Consider the following 17,662-nt stretch of genomic DNA (forward strand, 5'->3'; position numbering starts at 1 on the left):
ATTTAAATTAGAGAGATAGGTAGGAGGATGAAGGGTGATCACAGCACAAACTCAAGTACATTTATCGCGATTGGTAGATTTGTTTACTGATGATTTAAGTGACAATTTATTAGGCGTTTACTTACATGGTTCATTGGCCATGGGATGTTTCAATCCATTAAAGAGTGACATCGACTTATTAGTGGTAATCAAAGAAAATTGCTCAGATGAGCATAAGAAGAGGCTTGCACGTAAAGTTGTCGTATTTCATGATACCATCGGACATGGTCTTGAGTTAAGTGTAGTTCTAGAATCTTCACTACAATCAATCGTGTACCCAACACCCTGTGTGTTCCACTATTCGGATTATCATCGTGAACATTATCGGAGAGAAGAAGACTATCTGTGTAGTGATTATGAAGATGCAGATCTAGCTTCTCAAATTGCTGTTGCTTATCACAGAGGAATAACATTATACGGGAAACCGCTTAAAGAACTTTACCCTCCAGTTCCAAGACAATACTATCTAGCTTCCATACATTACGATGTGAAGAACGCCGACGAGGAAATTGTGAATAATCCAATGTATACCACATTAAACTTGTGTAGAGTACTTCTTTACATAAGAGAGGGACGTATCTCTTCCAAAAGAGAAGGAGGAGAATGGGGTGTACATAACTTACCTAGCGAATATCAAGAATTGGTTCAGATGTATTTGAATGAATATAACGGAGTGAAGGATGAGAATCAGCATGATCAGGTGCTGTTAGCAGACTTTGCTGATTTCATGTTACTTGAAATTAATAAACAATTGATTTAACGTCGACCCATACTACTCCAACTACATACAGGTGAACAAAAAAATCCGAACCAAGTGGGGTTTGGGATTTTTTTTGCCTATTTATGGAATTACTACTTCACCTGTCGTAGTAATTATGATATACTTCAACTACTACGACAGATGAAGTAATCAGGGGGGTATCATTTTGATCAGCAGTGATGTTATTCGTGGCTACAATGATACGCTGATTCTCTACATGCTGCTTGATGGGGAATCCTACGGTTACGAGATTTCAAAGAATATCAGGCAGCTGACGCAGGAGAAGTATGTCATGAAGGAAACAACGTTATATTCTGCCTTCACCCGGCTAGAGAAGAACGGGTATATTGAATCCTTTTATCAGGATGAGAGTCTCGGTAAGCGGCGCACATATTACCGAATTTCCCCTCTGGGTCTAGCCTATTACAAGGAGAAATGCGAAGAATGGAAGGTTACACAGGAGGTAGTAAACCAATTTATCAGAGAGTGGTGATAGCGTATGGAGACGATCACAGTATATCTGGATAATATGTTCGCAGGGCTGCCAAAGACGTCAGAACTAAAGCATTTGAAGCAGGAGTTATTGTTAGGGATGGAAGAGAAGTATTTCGAGCTTAAGCGGGAAGGTAAATCGGAGAATGAGGCGATTGGCATCGTCATTTCGGAATTCGGTAATATTGAGGAGCTGACTGCTGAGCTTGGCATCCAAACATCAGGACCTGATCAGGTCCTGCCTGTGCTGACAGAAGAAGAAGTTCACGCCTATGTGTCTACTAGACGTAGCTACGGTTTATGGACCGGAATCGGCGTTGTTCTCTGCGCATGGGGAGTAGCGCTACTGATTACGCTTAGTACAATCTTTGAAAATAATGCGGATATGGCTGATAAAGGTTCAATGTTAGGGCTGATCGGAATGTTCGTGATGGTCGCTGTAGCGGTTGGGATGTTCATTTATAGCGGAATGAAACTTGAACGTTTTAAAGGTCTGGAGCAAGGATTTCAGCTACCTTATTCTCTCAAAATGGAACTTCAGCGTAACCAAATCCTTTACGCTCCAACTTACCGCCTTTCTTTGATTACGGGGGTATGCTTGTGCATATTATCCCCGGTATCTATCTTTGCGACTTCCTATATCAACGATGATTTATCTTCTTATGGAGTTGCTGCCTTTCTATTCATTGCAGCAGTAGCGGTGTTCCTGTTCGTCTATTATGGAACTATCCAGGGAACTTATAGGAAGCTGCTAGAAGATCCGCACATCGCTGCAGAGAAGAAGGAGGAAGAACGGATTGTTGGAGCTGTAAACGCTGTGGTATGGTCTTTGGCGACGGCAGTGTTCCTATTTACAGGATTTGTCTATCAGCGCTGGGACGTTAACTGGGCGATATTCCCGATTACAGGTATCCTGTCCGGCATGTTCGGCAATATCTATCATATGATGAAGAAGAAAAATGTCTCCCGAATGTGATGTGACTACGATCGTAATCACAAGAAAAAGACCCTTTAGACCCATAGGAGTCTTCACAAACCTCCCACTGATGAGTCTAAAGGGTTATTTGTGTAAAAAGAGTACATGGAAATATTATACTTAATAACTATCTACCAACAAACAAAATATTCCATTTTACGAGCATGCATATAGATTGAAGTGAAGTCATGTTAAATTGATAAAAGCATTGGGAGAGTAAGGGAAGGGAAAAATTTATCGTGAACTAAGCAAGATTTATACGTCAAAATTATGAATAAAATTACAGGGAAATGAGAAAGCTTTAGTGAGTTGAATTGTCGTACAAAGTAGAAATTAAAGATAATTAATATTATAATATAATAGTTATTAAAAACTAGGAGGTAATTGTTCATGAAGTTCTTTATCGATACTGCAAATGTTGAGGATATTAAAAAGGCATATAAAATCGGTGTACTTTCAGGCGTTACAACCAACCCGTCTTTAGTTGCTAAAGAAGGCGTGAAGTTTGAAGATCGTATTGAAGAAATATTGAAATTAGTTCCTGATGTTGAATCTGTATCTGCGGAAGTAACCCCAGATGCACTTACGGCTGAAGATATGATTGCGGAAGCAAATGAACTTATTAAGATTAATGGTGGGGACAAGAATATTACAATCAAAGTTCCTATGAATATAGCAGGTCTTGAAACTTGTCGTTATTTAAATAAAAAAGGTGTTAAAACGAACGTTACTTTAGTGTTCACTGTGAACCAAGCGCTTCTAGCTGCTCGTGCTGGTGCAACTTATGTATCTCCATTCTTAGGTCGTTTGGATGATATTTCAGAAGATGGCGTATTGTTAGTATCCAAAATTGCTGAATTATTCCGTATTCACAACTTGGATGCACAAATTATCGCTGCATCTGTTCGTCATCCAGATCATGTGACTCGCGTCGCTATGGCAGGAGCTCATATTGCAACAGTTCCATATAGTGTTATTGAGCAACTAACAAAACATCCGTTGACAGATCAAGGTTTAGAGAAATTTGCTGCTGACTGGGTTAAAGCTCCGAAAAACTAAGTTTAGGTTACGAAGAAGCCTTCGTTAAAAACCGATATACAAATCTAGCCGTTAAACATAGGACCTGACGGTCATCGAATCGTCAGGTCCTTTTTAATTCAAGTTAAATTTTTGTATTCTGTTATATTGTGGTATTCTTAAGAAATTGAAATCATTCTATATTTTGATATTAAGTGAGCGGGAATGACAAGAATCGTCATTCATGAGGAGGACTACTAGTGGAAAAAGGCAGAATACTGAAGTTAATGTGTGCGATCTTATTATCTACGACAGCAGTAGTAGGAACGATGCCTGATGAACATGTTAGTGCAGAAGCAAGCTCGTCGTATAAGTTTGACTTCGGTGGAGGTAGTGTAACATCGGGGTACATAGGCGTTAAAGCAACGGATCGATATACGAGAATCAAAGGATATGGATTTAATGCAACAAGAAACTTGAAAAATGTGTTGTCATCTGCGAAAGGTCTTCACAGCGATGCTGTTCAAATTATGACAGAGGGAACGAAGAGTACAGACACTTTTAACATGGACCTACCCAATGGACTTTATGAGGTGACGGTTACCTTAGGAGATACCGTGAAATCAAATGTCGTAGCCGAAGAAGTATATCAAATCATGGATATGACGGGCACAAATCCGAAAGATAAATTTCAAATTCCAATTACGGATGGACAATTAAACTTAGTTGTTACTGCAAGTGCAAAAGGTACAGCCTCTACAATAAGTTCTCTAGAGATTGTTCAATTGTCAGAAGATCTGGTTACGAATAGAACGATCTATGTAGGTGGAGATTCAACTGTATCTAACTACTATCCATTAATGACCAGTGAACGTGGTGGATGGGGACAAATGTTATTTCGCTATCTTGAAAAAGATAAATTTCAAATTAGAAATATGGCATCTGGAGGACAAGCCTCAAGAGGCTTTCGAAATGATGGTCAGTTAGAAGCTATTGTAAAATATATAAAACCAGATGATTATTTCATACTGCAATTAGGGATTAATGATAATCATCGCAAGAGTACGATTACAGAAGAAGAATTCAAGCAAAATATGCAAGATATGATTCAACAAATAAAAGCAACGGGTGCAACAGTTATTTTATCCACTCCGCAAGGGTTGGCTACTGATTTCAATGAATACGGCGTTCATTCAGCTGAGAACAAGTGGTATAGGAATACGATTCTAGCTTTAGCGGCTGAAGAAGATACACTACTTGTTGACTTGAATATCCTCAGTTCGGCGTATTACACAGCCATTGGGCCTGAGGCAACAAGTGCTCTTTTTCTAGCTGATGGACTACATGCGACACGTGCGGGAGCGAAGGAACTTGCTAGACTTGTCGTAGAGGACTTAAGAAATCAAGGGGTAGATGGTTTTTAGATAATAATGGTTAGTTGCTAGGATACACATAAATAGACATATTCCAGAAATTTGGAATATGTCTATTTCGTTATTTTAAATGGAATGATTGTAAGGTGATAAGGTTGGTTATTCAAGTCAATGATACTCAGCTAGTTCATCTCCTAAGTAAATGCAGTTGATTCCTTAAACCTAAATGAAAGCGAATACTCTCCATGGTTTCCATATCGTTGGACTCTATCACGCTAGCAATACTATTTTTTTTCTCCTGATCTGGACTACGAAGAAAACATGTCATCCACATCGATCCTTGTAATTCATTCATCATGATGTATTCCTCCTCTACTCATGTAATAAGTTCATACTAGAATATAATAAAAATGTTAATAGAATATGACTCTTTCATTAAATTTTGATAAAAAAGAGTGGAAATATATTCTACTAACGGAATGTTTAAAGGTTAGTTTAAAAAAGTAGAATAATTCACTACAAATTATGCAAAAATTAACCTTTTAATTTACAAATATATTAACTTCTAGAAATAAATTCATGATAGACTGAAATTGAAATACTAGTCTTTTAACACATGGGAGGAATAAAATGAGAAAGTTTACTAGTTTTCAAGCTAAGCTAGCGAAGTCGGCAATTGTGTTGTCTATGGCACTATCGTTTCATGTGGGTTTAAGTGGTGGTATGACAACTGTATTGGCGGAGGGTCCAGCAGATCCGGCACCGTTCATCCAAGCTAAAGTTGTTAATGACAATGCAGGGAAGAAGGTACTCTTCGATAATTCTCATGCGCAGACAGCCGGTGCAGCAGACTGGGTTATCGATGGAGCTTTCTCAGATTTCGGAAATGCACTCGCAAATGATGGTTATTATGTGAAAGAACTTCGCAAGTCAACTCCTATTACCTATGCTGATTTGAAAGACTATGATGTATTCGTTATTGCTGAAGCAAATGTTCCCTTCAAACAAAGTGAGCAAGTAGCTATGGAACAATATGTACGAGAAGGTAACAGTATCTTCTTTATCGGAGATCATTATAATGCAGATCGTAACAAGAATCGTTGGGATGGATCTGAGGCGATGAATGGCTATCGTCGCGGAGCCTGGAACGATCCTGCTTCAGGAATGAGTACAGAAGAACGTAACTCTGCGGCTATGCAGGATGTCGTGAGTTCTGACTGGTTAGGATCGAAGTTCGGTATTCGATTCCGATATAATGCCTTAGGGGATATCACTGCGAATCAAATCGTAGCACCAGACCAAGCTTTCGGTATTACTTCGGGTGTATCCACAGTTGCAATGCACGCAGGATCCACACTCGCGATTATTGATCCAACGAAATCAAAAGGTATTGTATATCTTCCTACTACTAACCTATCTTGGGGTAACGCTGTAGATCAAGGGGTATATAAGGGTGGTGGAGTAGCTGAAGGTCCATATGTAGCTGTATCCAAATTGGGTGCAGGAAAGGCAGGCTTTATTGGTGATTCATCGCCAGTTGAAGATGCAACTCCTAAGTATTTACGTGAAGAAACAGGTGCGAAGAAAACAACCTATGATGGATTTAAAGAACAAGATGACGGCACATTGCTAGTTAACATGGTTAACTGGTTGTCTGAAAAAGAAGATTATACAAGTCTAAGTGAAGTAAGCAACTTACAACTTGATCAGCCAACACCGTTATTAGCAATGGAGACTCCTGAGACTTCAACAGAACCTCAAGCGGAACCATGGGCTGCTCCTTCAGCTGGGTACAAATGGTTCGACAGTGCGACATATAAAGCAGGTTCATATGGAGGTCCTACAGCTAGTGCAGCTGCAACATATAGTTTCGTACATCAAGCACAGCTTCCTAATGCTCAAGACTTCCAAATACGTGTCGTCGTTGATAACTTACCAGCAAACACAACCGTATCAGGATTTAGTACGGGGATTTATTTAACGGGTGGAACACAGGTTGCTAAGATTCAGAACGAAGATGGAACTTGGCCTGCCTCTTACGCTTATAGCTCGACATATAGCTTAACATCGAATAGTAGTGGACGAGCCTATAAAGATCTCACGGTACGTATTAAGCCAAGTACGTTGGGAGCGGCAAGTCTTAGATTGAGACAGAATGGTACCAATCTCATCACTTCCGCAGTTCAAATAGCGGATGTACCTGCAGAAGAGCTTCCTGAAGAAGGCAATCCAATTCCAAGCCAAATTACCGTATCCGAAGCACGCGGTAAAGCGCAGGGAACGGTTGTAACTCTAGAAGGGGTTGTAACAACGGAGCCAGGATCGTTTGGAGGCCAAGCATTTTATCTTCAAGATGATACTGCGGGCATATATGTATTTCAGACATTAAGTGGATTTCATAAAGGCGATATAGTCAAAATAACAGCACCCCTTACATTGTATAACACAGAGATTGAGCTTACGGATCCCGTTGCTATTGTAAAAACTGGAACAGCTTCACTCCCCGTTCCTGTAGTATCCGTAAGTGTGAATGATGTCAATCAAGGCCAAGTGATTCAACTCCAAGATGTGACGATTAGAAACATAATATCTGCAACACCTGCGGGTTCTTTTGAATTCGATGCGGTCAATGGTTCTACAAGTAACCATGTAAGAGTAGATGTACGTACGGGTTTAACATTAGCAGATTTCCCTTATCAAGAAGGAGATGTTGTTGATGTAACAGGAATTTCAGCAATCTTCAAGGGTGTATTTCAATTGAAACCTAGAGGGATTAGTGATTTCACTAGTGTGATTGTACCGACTTTACCCGTCACCACTGCTTCGTTCTCTTCATCACCTAATGAGAATGGATGGTTTAATCACGATGTGATCCTATTGTTAGCAGCAACGGGAAACACGACGGATGTGATTACAACGAAATATAGCATAGATGGCGAGCCAGAAGTCGTATATGCAGGACCTGTAACGATTCAAACGGAAGGAATTCATACCATCCAATATTATTCGTTAACAAGTTCTGGTCAAGTAGAATCTACTCAATCGGTGGAAGTAAAAGTTGATAGAACCGCACCTTCCGTCGTGCTAACACAATCAGGTCAATCGATAGCGGATGTGAAATTAGAGGACGTTCTGAAATTTGAACTTACGAGTACAGATTCACTGTCAGGCGTATCCACACAAAAGCTATTGGTAGATGGACAAGAGATTAGTAGTGGCGCTTCAGTGAATGCGTCAGATCTTGGCTTAGGTGTTCATACGATTCAATACACTGTAATCGATCTAGCTGGTAATCAAGCTGAGAACAGCATTCTTTTTACCGTTCGCAATCCATTAGCTATTGGAGCGCCAGGAAAGCCTGTATTATCCGATAATAGTGGACATTTGAATGGGCTTAAGGGTGGTAGTTATACCCTATCTATGAATATGTGGTGGGGAAATAATGGTACGATTCTAAAATTATACGAGAACGGGATTCTGCTCGATACACAGATCTTAAGTGATGCTTCTCCTACAGCACAGAATACAAAGACAAGTATATCTGGTAAAGCTAATGGCACTTATACGTATACAGCTGAGCTGATTAATGTATTTGGAACGACCACAAGTGATCCGTTGATCGTTACGGTATCTGCAGCATCACCGGCTAAATCTGTGTTATCACATGATAACTGGGATGGCGATGGAACATACAAAGTGAGCATGAATATGTGGTGGGGAACGAATGGCTCGGAATATCGATTGTATGAGAATGACGTATTAATTGATACTCAGAGTCTCGTAGAGAACACATCAAGTGCCCAAAGTGCTACGACAGACATTACGAATAAAGCACCAGGTAAATATGAATACCGTAGTGAATTGATGAACGCTGCGGGAGTAACTTCAAGTGAAACGATCACGATTAATGTTGTGAAATAAAGTTATATTATAATAGTCATCTCTTAAAAAGGAACCCGTCAACACACGTGAGTAACGTGATGGACAGGTTCCTTTATTTAATCTAGATGTAACTTTAGGAAAAATCCCAAAGTTACATCCAAGGATATCTTCATGTGATAAGGCTGTTGCTCATTATTAATTCTTACATGTCCATAAAGATGAAAGATGCCTGAGGTCGTTAAATTAGGTGTTGAATAACCTAGATCGTCACATGTAATTGATAGAAGTTCGAACGCAACATGATCAAAAATAGTATGAAGGCAAGCGGTGAGTTGATCCACTTTGTTCTCTATAGGTAATTTTGTATTATTATGAACCAATACTTTCAAAACCATTGACCCCCCTGCTACCTGTCTAGTAGGTGTGCATTTCTTGCTTACCTAATTTCTTTTAGAAGACTTATATTCGCTTTCTACAGTGTACTGTCCTGCACATCAGTATGTAGACAATTTAACATTAGAAACTTATTTAGCTACAATAGAAATAGTGTTAGAACTACAGGACACTATGAAGGGAGCCATAATGTAATGAATTGGATCGCCCAACAATCGTATTATAAAATCCACAGGCAAGTTACCCACACTAAACAAACAACGATCGTGGATGATCGTTCGATGTATTTATATGAACATAAAGTCATGACGCAGTATCGTGAGTTTCCGATAAAGGATGTATTAGATATGTCTTTTCGAAAAATGGGAGTTGAAGGAGGATTTCTCTATCTTCATACCTTGCAAGGCGTGTATTCTTATACAGTTAGAACGGACCCCAGTGAATTTATTGATAATTTTAAAGAGTTGAAATAAGCACTCTTTTCCATGTCTATATAAAACCTTAGGATCTATGTATAATTAATGAATACATAGTGAGACAAATAAAATAAGTGAGTTGGATAACGATGGACATTGAGAAGCAACGTTTGAGTATAGAAGCGGCGAGACTTTATTATCAATCAGATTATAGTCAGCAACAGATTGCTACCTTATTGGGGGTATCCCGACCGACGGTTTCTAGATTACTACAGCATGCTAAAGATGAAGGGTATGTTAGAATCGATATTATTGACCCCCGAGAAGACATCGATATCTTAGCGAGTGAACTAAAGAAGCGATATCATTTAGACACTGTGCAGTTATGTTATTCACCACTCAATGATTATGAAGAAATCAAGAAACATATTAGCAAAAAGGCGGCTGATTTTCTTCATGAGTCTGTACAAGATGGGGATATCATCGGCGTTACGTGGGGGACAACCATGCATGCTGTAGCTCTAAATCTACAATCGAAACCACTAAAGGGCGTAGAAGTAGTCCAATTAAAAGGTGGCGTAAGTCATTCACAAGTGAATACTTATGCAGCTGAAATTGTGAATCTATTCGCAGAGGCATTCCAGACTATGGCTCGCTATTTACCCTTACCTGTTATTTTCGATAGTGTTGAAGTAAAACAAATGGTAGAAGAAGATCGACATATCGGGCGGATTATTGAATTAGGTAGACAAGCGAATATTGCTGCTTTTACAGTGGGTACGGTACAAGAAGATGCGCTTCTATTCCGTCTAGGTTATTTTAATGAAGAAGAGAAGGAATTACTTGCTCTTCATGGGGCAGGGGATATCTGTTCTCGATTCTTTGATAAAGACGGGGAAATATGTAGTGAAGGAATCAATAATCGTACGGTAGGTATTGATCTTTCCGAACTTAGAAAAAAAGAAAAGTCTATTCTTATTGCAGGTGGACAACGTAAAATCAAAGCGATTCAAGCTGCGCTTGCAGGTAAGTATGCGAATATATTAATTACGGATCAATTTACAGCCCAAGCGTTGTTAAAATAAATAAAATAGAGCAAATAGATTGCATATTTTGCTATAAAATAGAAAGTTGAAATAAGCCTTTAATACCAATATTTATATTGGATTTGAAGGTTTTTTAGTTATTTTGGGTAATATATTCTATAACTTATGCAGGGTGGAAAACAAGAAAAAAATCCCATGAACATAATTTCATGATAGTGTTTACATTTGTTCATATAGGTGATATTCTAAACATGTAATTATGGATCCGTATAAAAGAAGGGTGATGTCAAAATGGATAATTTATCAAAAATGATCGATCATACGCTTTTACGTGCAGACGCAACAAAAAATGAGATTACTAAATTAACTGAAGAAGCGAAAAAATATGAATTTGCATCCGTTTGTGTAAATCCAACATGGGTAGCTTATGCTGCTGAACAGTTGGCAAATACGAACGTGAAAGTATGTACAGTAATTGGATTCCCTCTTGGGGCTAATACTAGTGCAACGAAAGCTTTTGAAGCAAAGAATGCGATCGAGAATGGCGCGACTGAAGTGGATATGGTCATTAACATTGGCGCTTTGAAAGATGGCGACCATCAGCTTGTTGAACAAGATATTAAAGCAGTTGTTGATGCAGCAGCTGGGAAAGCACTTGTAAAAGTAATCATCGAAACTTGTATCCTAACAGATGAAGAAAAGAAGGTTGCTTGTGAACTGGCTGTTAAAGCGGGTACTGATTTCGTTAAAACTTCAACAGGATTCTCTACCGGAGGAGCAACAGCTGAGGATGTAGCACTTATGCGTAAAACAGTTGGTGCAAATATCGGCGTGAAAGCATCTGGAGCTATTCGCAGTCTTGAAGATATGCAAAAAATGATCGCGGCAGGTGCAACTAGAATCGGTGCAAGTTCTGGTGTGAAAATAATGGAAGGCGAGCAATCAACTTCGTCTTACTAATATTCTTGCTAATATTATGGTGTAAATTCCGTGCTGCTCATCATAGAGCAGCACTAACGGGGGAATAATAATGAAAGAACAGTTGATTCAAGAGGCAATAGAAGCTCGAAAGTATGCTCATATTCCTTATTCACACTTTGCAGTTGGCGCTGCATTATTAACAGGAAATAAAAAGATTTACACTGGAAGTAATATTGAGAATGCTTCTTTTGGACTTACCAATTGTGCAGAACGCACAGCTATATTTAAAGCGGTGTCAGAAGGAGAACGTGTTATTGAAGCGATTGCAGTCGTAGCGGATACCGAAGGGCCTGTCTCACCTTGTGGTGCTTGTCGTCAAGTGTTAGCTGAATTTTGTGATGAGAATACCAAAATATATTTAACTAATCTTCACGGGAACACAGAAGAATGGACCATGTCACAGCTTTTACCTGGAGCGTTTCAATCTTCTGATATGAAATAAAAGTAACCTGACAAGTAACCCACTTTTTATGAATGAGATGTAAGCGTTTCATACTGAATCGATCAACTTAGAATCCAAATGACTATTAGGAGAACGATCATGAGATATTTAATTACTATACTGGGCATACTAATTGTTTTTGGGCTCACATACATCGCAAGCAATGACAAAAGAAAGATCCGCTACCGGCCTTTGATCACCATGGTCATCCTACAGATCATTCTAGCCGCAATATTATTAAATACAGTTGTCGGAAATGTTGTCATTAAAGCTATTTCAAGTGTATTTGAAAAATTAATGGAATATGCATCTGAAGGTGTTAACTTTGTCTTTGGTGGTGTACTAAACGAAGGACAATTCACATTCTTTCTATCCGTATTATTACCGATCGTATTTATTTCTGCGCTAATTGGTATCTTGCAGTACATTAAGGTCTTACCATTCGTTATTAAATACATTGGTCTTATTCTAAGTAAAGTGAATGGCATGGGTAAATTGGAATCGTACAATGCGGTTGCATCTGCTGTTCTAGGACAATCCGAAGTATTTATATCTGTCAAAAAACAGATCAATTTATTACCAAAACACCGTCTCTATACATTATGTGGGTCGGCTATGTCGACCGTATCTATGTCAATTGTCGGATCATATATGTTAGTTCTAGAACCTAGATATGTCGTGACGGCGCTTGTTCTTAACTTGTTTGGTGGATTCATCATTACTTCCATAATAAACCCTTATGAAGTTACCAAAGAAGAAGATATTCTAGAAGTACAAGAAGAAGTGAAACAGTCATTCTTCGAGATGCTTGGGGAATATATCATGGATGGCTTTAAAGTTGCCGTTGTCGTAGCTGCGATGTTAATTGGTTTCGTGGCAATCATTGCAATGATTAACGGACTCTTTAGTGGTATATTTGGAGTGTCATTCCAACAAATACTCGGTTACGTATTTGCACCTTTTGCTTTTATTATGGGTGTTCCATGGAAAGAAGCAGTGGATGCAGGAAGTATTATGGCTACGAAAATGGTATCCAACGAATTCGTTGCCATGACTGAACTTAGTAAGTACACTGATCTTTCTTCACGGACAGTTGGTATTATCTCAATATTCCTTGTCTCATTTGCTAATTTCTCGTCGATCGGTATTATTGCTGGTGCAGTTAAAGGTTTAAGCGAAAAGCAAGGGAACGTTGTAGCACGTTTTGGCCTGAAACTGCTATATGGTGCAACCTTAGTTAGTATTCTTTCTGCAATTGTGGCTGGTATATTTATTTAAATACAATAAAAAATACGCACTATAGGAAAGGTAGGAATTAATGATGAAATCATTCAAACGAATTCACGTGATTGTCATGGACTCCGTTGGAATTGGCGAAGCGCCTGATGCAGCTCAATTCGATGATTATGATGTGAATACTTTAGGTCATATTGCCCGTGAATGCGGAGGTCTGGATATGCCATTTATGGCTAAGCTGGGGTTATCCAATATTGAGGAGATCAAGGGCGTTCCAGTAGCTGAGAAACCGCTGGCTTATTATACAAAGATGCAAGAAGCATCGAGCGGTAAAGATACAATGACAGGTCATTGGGAAATGATGGGCCTACGTATTGATACACCTTTCCGAGTATTTGAGGATGGTTTCCCTGATGAATTAATTTCACGAATTGAAGAGAAAACGGGTCGCAAAGTCATTGGAAACAAACCAGCTAGTGGAACAGAGATCATTGAAGAGCTTGGCGAAGAACATGTGAAAACAGGAGCATTAATTGTATATACTTCTGCTGATTCCGTACTCCAAATCGCTGCACATGAAGATGTTGTACCTTTGAAGGAATTATATGAGATTTGTGAATTTTGTAGAGAAATCACACTAGAAGACCCCTATATGCTAGGTAGAATTATCGCAAGACCCTTTATTGGAGAAATTGGTGAGTTCAAACGAACTTCCAACCGTCATGACTATGCATTGAAACCATTCAATCCTACAGTCATGAATACATTAAAAGATGCCGGTTTGGATGTCATTGCGATTGGGAAGATTTCAGATATTTTCGATGGTGAAGGGGTCACAAAGGCCATTCGTACAGTCTCTAATTCCGATGGTATGGATAAATTCATTGCAAATTTTGATGAATCATTTAAAGGATTCAGTTTCTTGAACTTAGTCGACTTTGATGCGTTGTATGGACATCGCAGAGATCCCAAAGGATATGGAGAAGCATTAGAGGATTACGATACCCGCTTGCCAGAGGTATTCTCCAAGATGACTGATGATGACCTACTCATCATCACCGCAGACCATGGGAATGATCCAACCTATCGTGGAACGGACCATACTCGTGAATATGTACCACTCTTAGTCTATTCTCCGCGGTTTAAAGAACCCGGAAATGAGCTGCCAATACGAGAGACGTTTGCGGATATTGGGGCAACGATTGCCGATAACTTCGAAGTCACCATGCCAGAGCACGGAAAGAGCTTTTTATCCGATTTGAAATAAGTCTTACACTACTACATTAAATACGAACGATGAGGAGAAATGACAATGAGAATGGTTGACCTAATTGCTAAAAAACGTGACGGTAAAGAACTGACTACAGAGGAAATCAATTTTATTATTGAAGGATATACGAATGATGAGATTCCAGATTATCAAGTAAGTGCATTGGCTATGGCTATTTATTTCAAAGATATGACTGTTCGGGAACGCGCTGATTTAACTATGGCTATGGTGAATTCAGGAGATACGATTGACCTGTCAGCTATTGAAGGAATAAAGGTTGATAAGCACTCCACAGGTGGAGTTGGCGATACAACAACTCTTGTGTTAGCACCACTTGTTGCTGCATTGGATATTCCTGTTGCGAAGATGTCGGGCCGTGGATTGGGTCACACCGGAGGTACGATCGATAAATTGGAGGCCATTGCTGGTTTCCATGTGGAGATCGATAAAGAAGAATTCGTGAATCTAGTAAACAAGGACAAAATTGCGGTTATTGGCCAATCAGGAAATCTTACACCGGCGGATAAGAAGTTGTATGCACTACGTGATGTTACAGCAACGGTTGATTCTATTCCACTGATTGCTAGTTCGATTATGAGCAAGAAAATTGCAGCTGGATCAGATGCAATTGTACTCGATGTGAAGACGGGTGCAGGTGCATTTATGAAGACTGTTGACGATGCTAAAGAACTGGCTCATGCAATGGTGAGTATTGGTAATAATGTGGGACGTAAGACGATGGCTGTTATTTCTGATATGAGTCAACCTCTTGGTCTGGCTATAGGGAATGCACTCGAAGTGAAAGAAGCGATTGATACACTTCAAGGAAAAGGTCCAAAAGATTTAGAAGAACTTTGCCTTGCTCTAGGTCGTCAAATGGTATTCCTAGCGGATAAAGCAAGTTCACTTGAAGAAGCTGAAGAAATGCTGAAAGAAGTTATACGTAATGGTAAAGCCTTAAATAAATTCAAAGAATTTATTACGAACCAAGGTGGAGATGCGTCCGTCGTTGACCATCCAGAGAAATTACCACAGGCGAAATACTTAATTGAAGTTCCTGCTAAAGTGGATGGCGTTGTTGCTGAGATCGTAGCCGATGAAATTGGTATTGCTGCTATGTTGTTAGGTGCCGGCCGTGCAACGAAAGAATCAGAAATTGATCTAGCAGTAGGGCTTATGCTTAATAAAAAAGTTGGGGATGCTGTGAAAGCAGGAGAATCACTGGTAACCATTCATGCGAATCGTGAAAATGTGGATGATGTGATGACTAAAATTTACGATAATATTCGTATTGGCGACCATGCAGAGCCACTTGTACTTATCTATGATATTGTAACGGAGTAATTCCGCTACGGTGACGGATTGTCCTTCCGATCGCTGTTACGCTCTGATTTCTTGATTGTATACCGCCTGCAGCGGTAGAAATCAGAGCGTAAAGGCGAACGCTATCGCTTCTTCAGGACAATTCCGTCACCTTCGCTACTTCATGCATTCTCAATCGTTTTCTGCGCAAGTACGATTATGATTTAAAACCTAAGAATATACAAAGCAGGATATCATACGACCAAGTGAATTCAATTCACTTGGTCGTATCTTGTTGTAAGAACGTCATTCTATAGAAGTCTCTGAGTTTGAAGAACGGAATGAAATAGGTATGAACAGCATTCTAGTGTTATAATCACGCATGAGTAGATAAAGAGCTCACTTGGATCGTAGTAATACTATTTTTGATATAGATAGAACTAGAGGGGTGTTAGACTTGAGCGTTATTCGGTTGGAGAATGTAACGAAGAAATATGAAGACACAATGATTTTTAGAGATATTTATTTTCGTGTAAGTAAAGGCGAACGTATAGGTTTAATTGGACGAAATGGTGCTGGAAAGTCAACTGTATTTAAACTCATTATGGGTAAAGAAGAGCCTACTGCCGGTAAGGTGGAATTGGATCCTCAGGTTAAGATTAGTTATTTCTCTCAATTCTCTGAACTATCTGGGCATTTATCTGTTCAACAAGAGTTAGAAGGTTGCTTCGAACAGGTTGCTCTCATAGAGAAGGAGCTAAAGGATATCGGGGAAAAGCTAGGCTATGTATCTGATGATGTTGAGATGAATGGACTATTAGAGCGCCAAGCGGAACTTTTTGAACAAATGGAGCATTTAGATGGATGGAATGTATCTGTCGAGATTGACACTGTTCTTAATAAGTTGGGATTCGATGATAGATCGCGGAATCAGCCTGTGGATGAGTTATCTGGTGGATGGAGAAACCGAGCTGCGCTAGCTAAAATGCTAATTGAGATGCCTGATGTCGTGTTGCTAGATGAGCCTACTAACTTTTTGGATATGGAAGGTATTGTATGGTTAGAGCAATGGCTACACCGCTTTAAGGGTGCGATGATATTAGTATCACATGATCGGCAATTTATCGACAGAGTCGTAACACGGACAATTGAAATCGAGAACTATCATTTTCAAGAATATGAAGGGAACTATACCGATTACATACGGAAGAAGAAGATGCGTAAGAAAGTGTTGGATCGTCAGTTCGAATGGGAAGAGGAACTTCTCGTTATGGAATCCGAAGTCATCGATAGTCGCTCGCAGAAGAAAACGTCAAAAGATCGACTCTCACGTAAGTTAGCTGATATAAAGAAACGGGTTGATCCACATCCGGTGAACGTACTGATCACCGATATTTATGAAAATTTGCGGTTCCCAGACAAGTTATGTGAAGTGAAGGCAATCGGGCAGACGTATGACGGTCGAACCATATTTGAGAACATCCATTTTGATATTCAGAAAGAAGATCGTCTGGTTATTGTGGGACCCAATGGTAGCGGGAAATCTACTCTCATTAAAGTGCTCACTGGACAGGAACAACCGAAAACGGGCGAGGTCATCTGGGAGAGAGGCGTTAGTTACGCTTATTTTAACCGGATGTGGGATGAACTAGATCTTAAGGATACGGTTAGTCATGCGGTAAACATCTCTGGGCTTGGCTTAAATGCGACTCGGAAAAAAGTGAATAAATTTCTATCTATGCTCCAATTCTCGGAGAATGATCTCAGTAAAGTGATAGGGAATCTTTCAGGTGGGCAGCAGGCTAGAGTGGCGTTAGCGAAATGCTTACTCTCAGGAGCAGCAGTCATTATATTGGACGAGCCTACGAATCACCTTGATCTAACAAGTATTCAGGTCATGGAACAGGCACTGATTCACTTTCCAGGTGCCGTAGTTACCGTGAGTCACGATCGATTCTTTATTGATAAAATAGGGACAAAGATGCTTACGTTCGATCCTATTTTGGGAATAAGTGAGCAGAACTTATAAAAGAGGCT

16 protein-coding genes are annotated in these 17,662 nt (G+C 39.5%); 14 read left to right on the forward strand and 2 right to left on the reverse strand.

From position 1 onward, the window contains the following. The first annotated feature begins 34 nt into the window (after positions 1 to 34). The 5 genes from AC1D69_RS18450 to AC1D69_RS18470 all read left to right on the forward strand — a co-directional run bounded on the left by AC1D69_RS18450 (position 35) and on the right by AC1D69_RS18470 (position 4,708). Positions 35 to 799: an aminoglycoside adenylyltransferase domain-containing protein gene (locus AC1D69_RS18450; protein WP_495457613.1), complete on the forward strand. Its 765-nt coding sequence runs from the start codon at positions 35 to 37 to the stop codon at positions 797 to 799. Positions 800 to 965: 166 nt separating this feature from the next. Further along, positions 966 to 1,292 carry a PadR family transcriptional regulator gene (locus AC1D69_RS18455; RefSeq protein ID WP_495457614.1) on the forward strand — a complete coding sequence of 109 codons (327 nt, stop codon included), beginning with the start codon at positions 966 to 968 and terminating at the stop codon, positions 1,290 to 1,292. 6 nt (positions 1,293 to 1,298) lie between these two features. Further along, a complete protein-coding gene (locus AC1D69_RS18460) occupies positions 1,299 to 2,267 on the forward strand; it encodes a permease prefix domain 1-containing protein (RefSeq protein WP_495457615.1) in 969 nt (322 codons plus the stop codon). Between the two features lie 390 nt (positions 2,268 to 2,657). Further along, positions 2,658 to 3,326 (forward strand): fructose-6-phosphate aldolase, encoded by a 669-nt coding sequence (fsa, locus tag AC1D69_RS18465; protein ID WP_495457616.1) that lies wholly within the window; start codon positions 2,658 to 2,660, stop codon positions 3,324 to 3,326. A gap of 245 nt (positions 3,327 to 3,571) precedes the next feature. Next, positions 3,572 to 4,708, forward strand: a complete 1,137-nt coding sequence (locus tag AC1D69_RS18470) for a rhamnogalacturonan acetylesterase (protein ID WP_495457669.1) — start codon at positions 3,572 to 3,574, stop codon at positions 4,706 to 4,708. A 136-nt stretch (positions 4,709 to 4,844) separates the two neighbouring features. On the opposite strand, the gene AC1D69_RS18475 is transcribed toward AC1D69_RS18470, so the two are convergent. Beyond that, positions 4,845 to 5,015 carry a hypothetical protein gene (locus tag AC1D69_RS18475; RefSeq protein WP_495457617.1) on the reverse strand — a complete coding sequence of 57 codons (171 nt, stop codon included), beginning with the start codon at positions 5,013 to 5,015 and terminating at the stop codon, positions 4,845 to 4,847. Positions 5,016 to 5,344: 329 nt separating this feature from the next. On the opposite strand from AC1D69_RS18475, the gene AC1D69_RS18480 reads away from it, so the two are divergent. Further along, positions 5,345 to 8,578 carry a chitinase N-terminal domain-containing protein gene (locus AC1D69_RS18480; RefSeq protein WP_495457670.1) on the forward strand — a complete coding sequence of 1,078 codons (3,234 nt, stop codon included), beginning with the start codon at positions 5,345 to 5,347 and terminating at the stop codon, positions 8,576 to 8,578. A 77-nt stretch (positions 8,579 to 8,655) separates the two neighbouring features. Here AC1D69_RS18480 and AC1D69_RS18485 read toward each other — a convergent pair whose 3' ends face one another. Further along, positions 8,656 to 8,928: a hypothetical protein gene (locus AC1D69_RS18485; RefSeq protein WP_495457618.1), complete on the reverse strand. Its 273-nt coding sequence runs from the start codon at positions 8,926 to 8,928 to the stop codon at positions 8,656 to 8,658. A gap of 198 nt (positions 8,929 to 9,126) precedes the next feature. Here AC1D69_RS18485 and AC1D69_RS18490 point away from each other — a divergent pair, with 198 nt between their 5' ends. The 8 genes from AC1D69_RS18490 (at position 9,127) to AC1D69_RS18525 (ending at position 17,654) form a co-directional block, all read left to right on the forward strand. Beyond that, on the forward strand, positions 9,127 to 9,405 hold the full coding sequence (locus AC1D69_RS18490) for a hypothetical protein (protein ID WP_495457619.1): 279 nt from the start codon (positions 9,127 to 9,129) through the stop codon (positions 9,403 to 9,405). A 92-nt stretch (positions 9,406 to 9,497) separates the two neighbouring features. Further along, entirely contained in the window at positions 9,498 to 10,433 is a 936-nt protein-coding gene (gene deoR, locus AC1D69_RS18495; protein ID WP_495457620.1) for a DNA-binding transcriptional repressor DeoR, read from the forward strand. Between the two features lie 252 nt (positions 10,434 to 10,685). After that, positions 10,686 to 11,354: a deoxyribose-phosphate aldolase gene (gene deoC, locus AC1D69_RS18500; protein ID WP_495457621.1), complete on the forward strand. Its 669-nt coding sequence runs from the start codon at positions 10,686 to 10,688 to the stop codon at positions 11,352 to 11,354. Between the two features lie 70 nt (positions 11,355 to 11,424). Continuing rightward, positions 11,425 to 11,817, forward strand: coding sequence for a cytidine deaminase (locus AC1D69_RS18505; RefSeq protein WP_495457622.1), 393 nt, complete (start codon positions 11,425 to 11,427; stop codon positions 11,815 to 11,817). Positions 11,818 to 11,916: 99 nt separating this feature from the next. Continuing rightward, complete coding sequence (locus tag AC1D69_RS18510; RefSeq protein WP_495457623.1) at positions 11,917 to 13,095, forward strand: NupC/NupG family nucleoside CNT transporter; 1,179 nt, start codon at positions 11,917 to 11,919, stop codon at positions 13,093 to 13,095. Between the two features lie 43 nt (positions 13,096 to 13,138). Continuing rightward, entirely contained in the window at positions 13,139 to 14,320 is a 1,182-nt protein-coding gene (gene deoB / locus AC1D69_RS18515) for a phosphopentomutase (RefSeq protein WP_495457671.1), read from the forward strand. Between the two features lie 45 nt (positions 14,321 to 14,365). Next, entirely contained in the window at positions 14,366 to 15,667 is a 1,302-nt protein-coding gene (locus AC1D69_RS18520) for a pyrimidine-nucleoside phosphorylase (protein ID WP_495457624.1), read from the forward strand. A 415-nt stretch (positions 15,668 to 16,082) separates the two neighbouring features. Then, complete coding sequence (locus tag AC1D69_RS18525) at positions 16,083 to 17,654, forward strand: ABC-F family ATP-binding cassette domain-containing protein (protein ID WP_495457625.1); 1,572 nt, start codon at positions 16,083 to 16,085, stop codon at positions 17,652 to 17,654. The last annotated feature ends 8 nt before the right edge of the window (positions 17,655 to 17,662 follow it).

It is taken from the genome of Paenibacillus sp. Y301 (assembly GCF_059445505.1).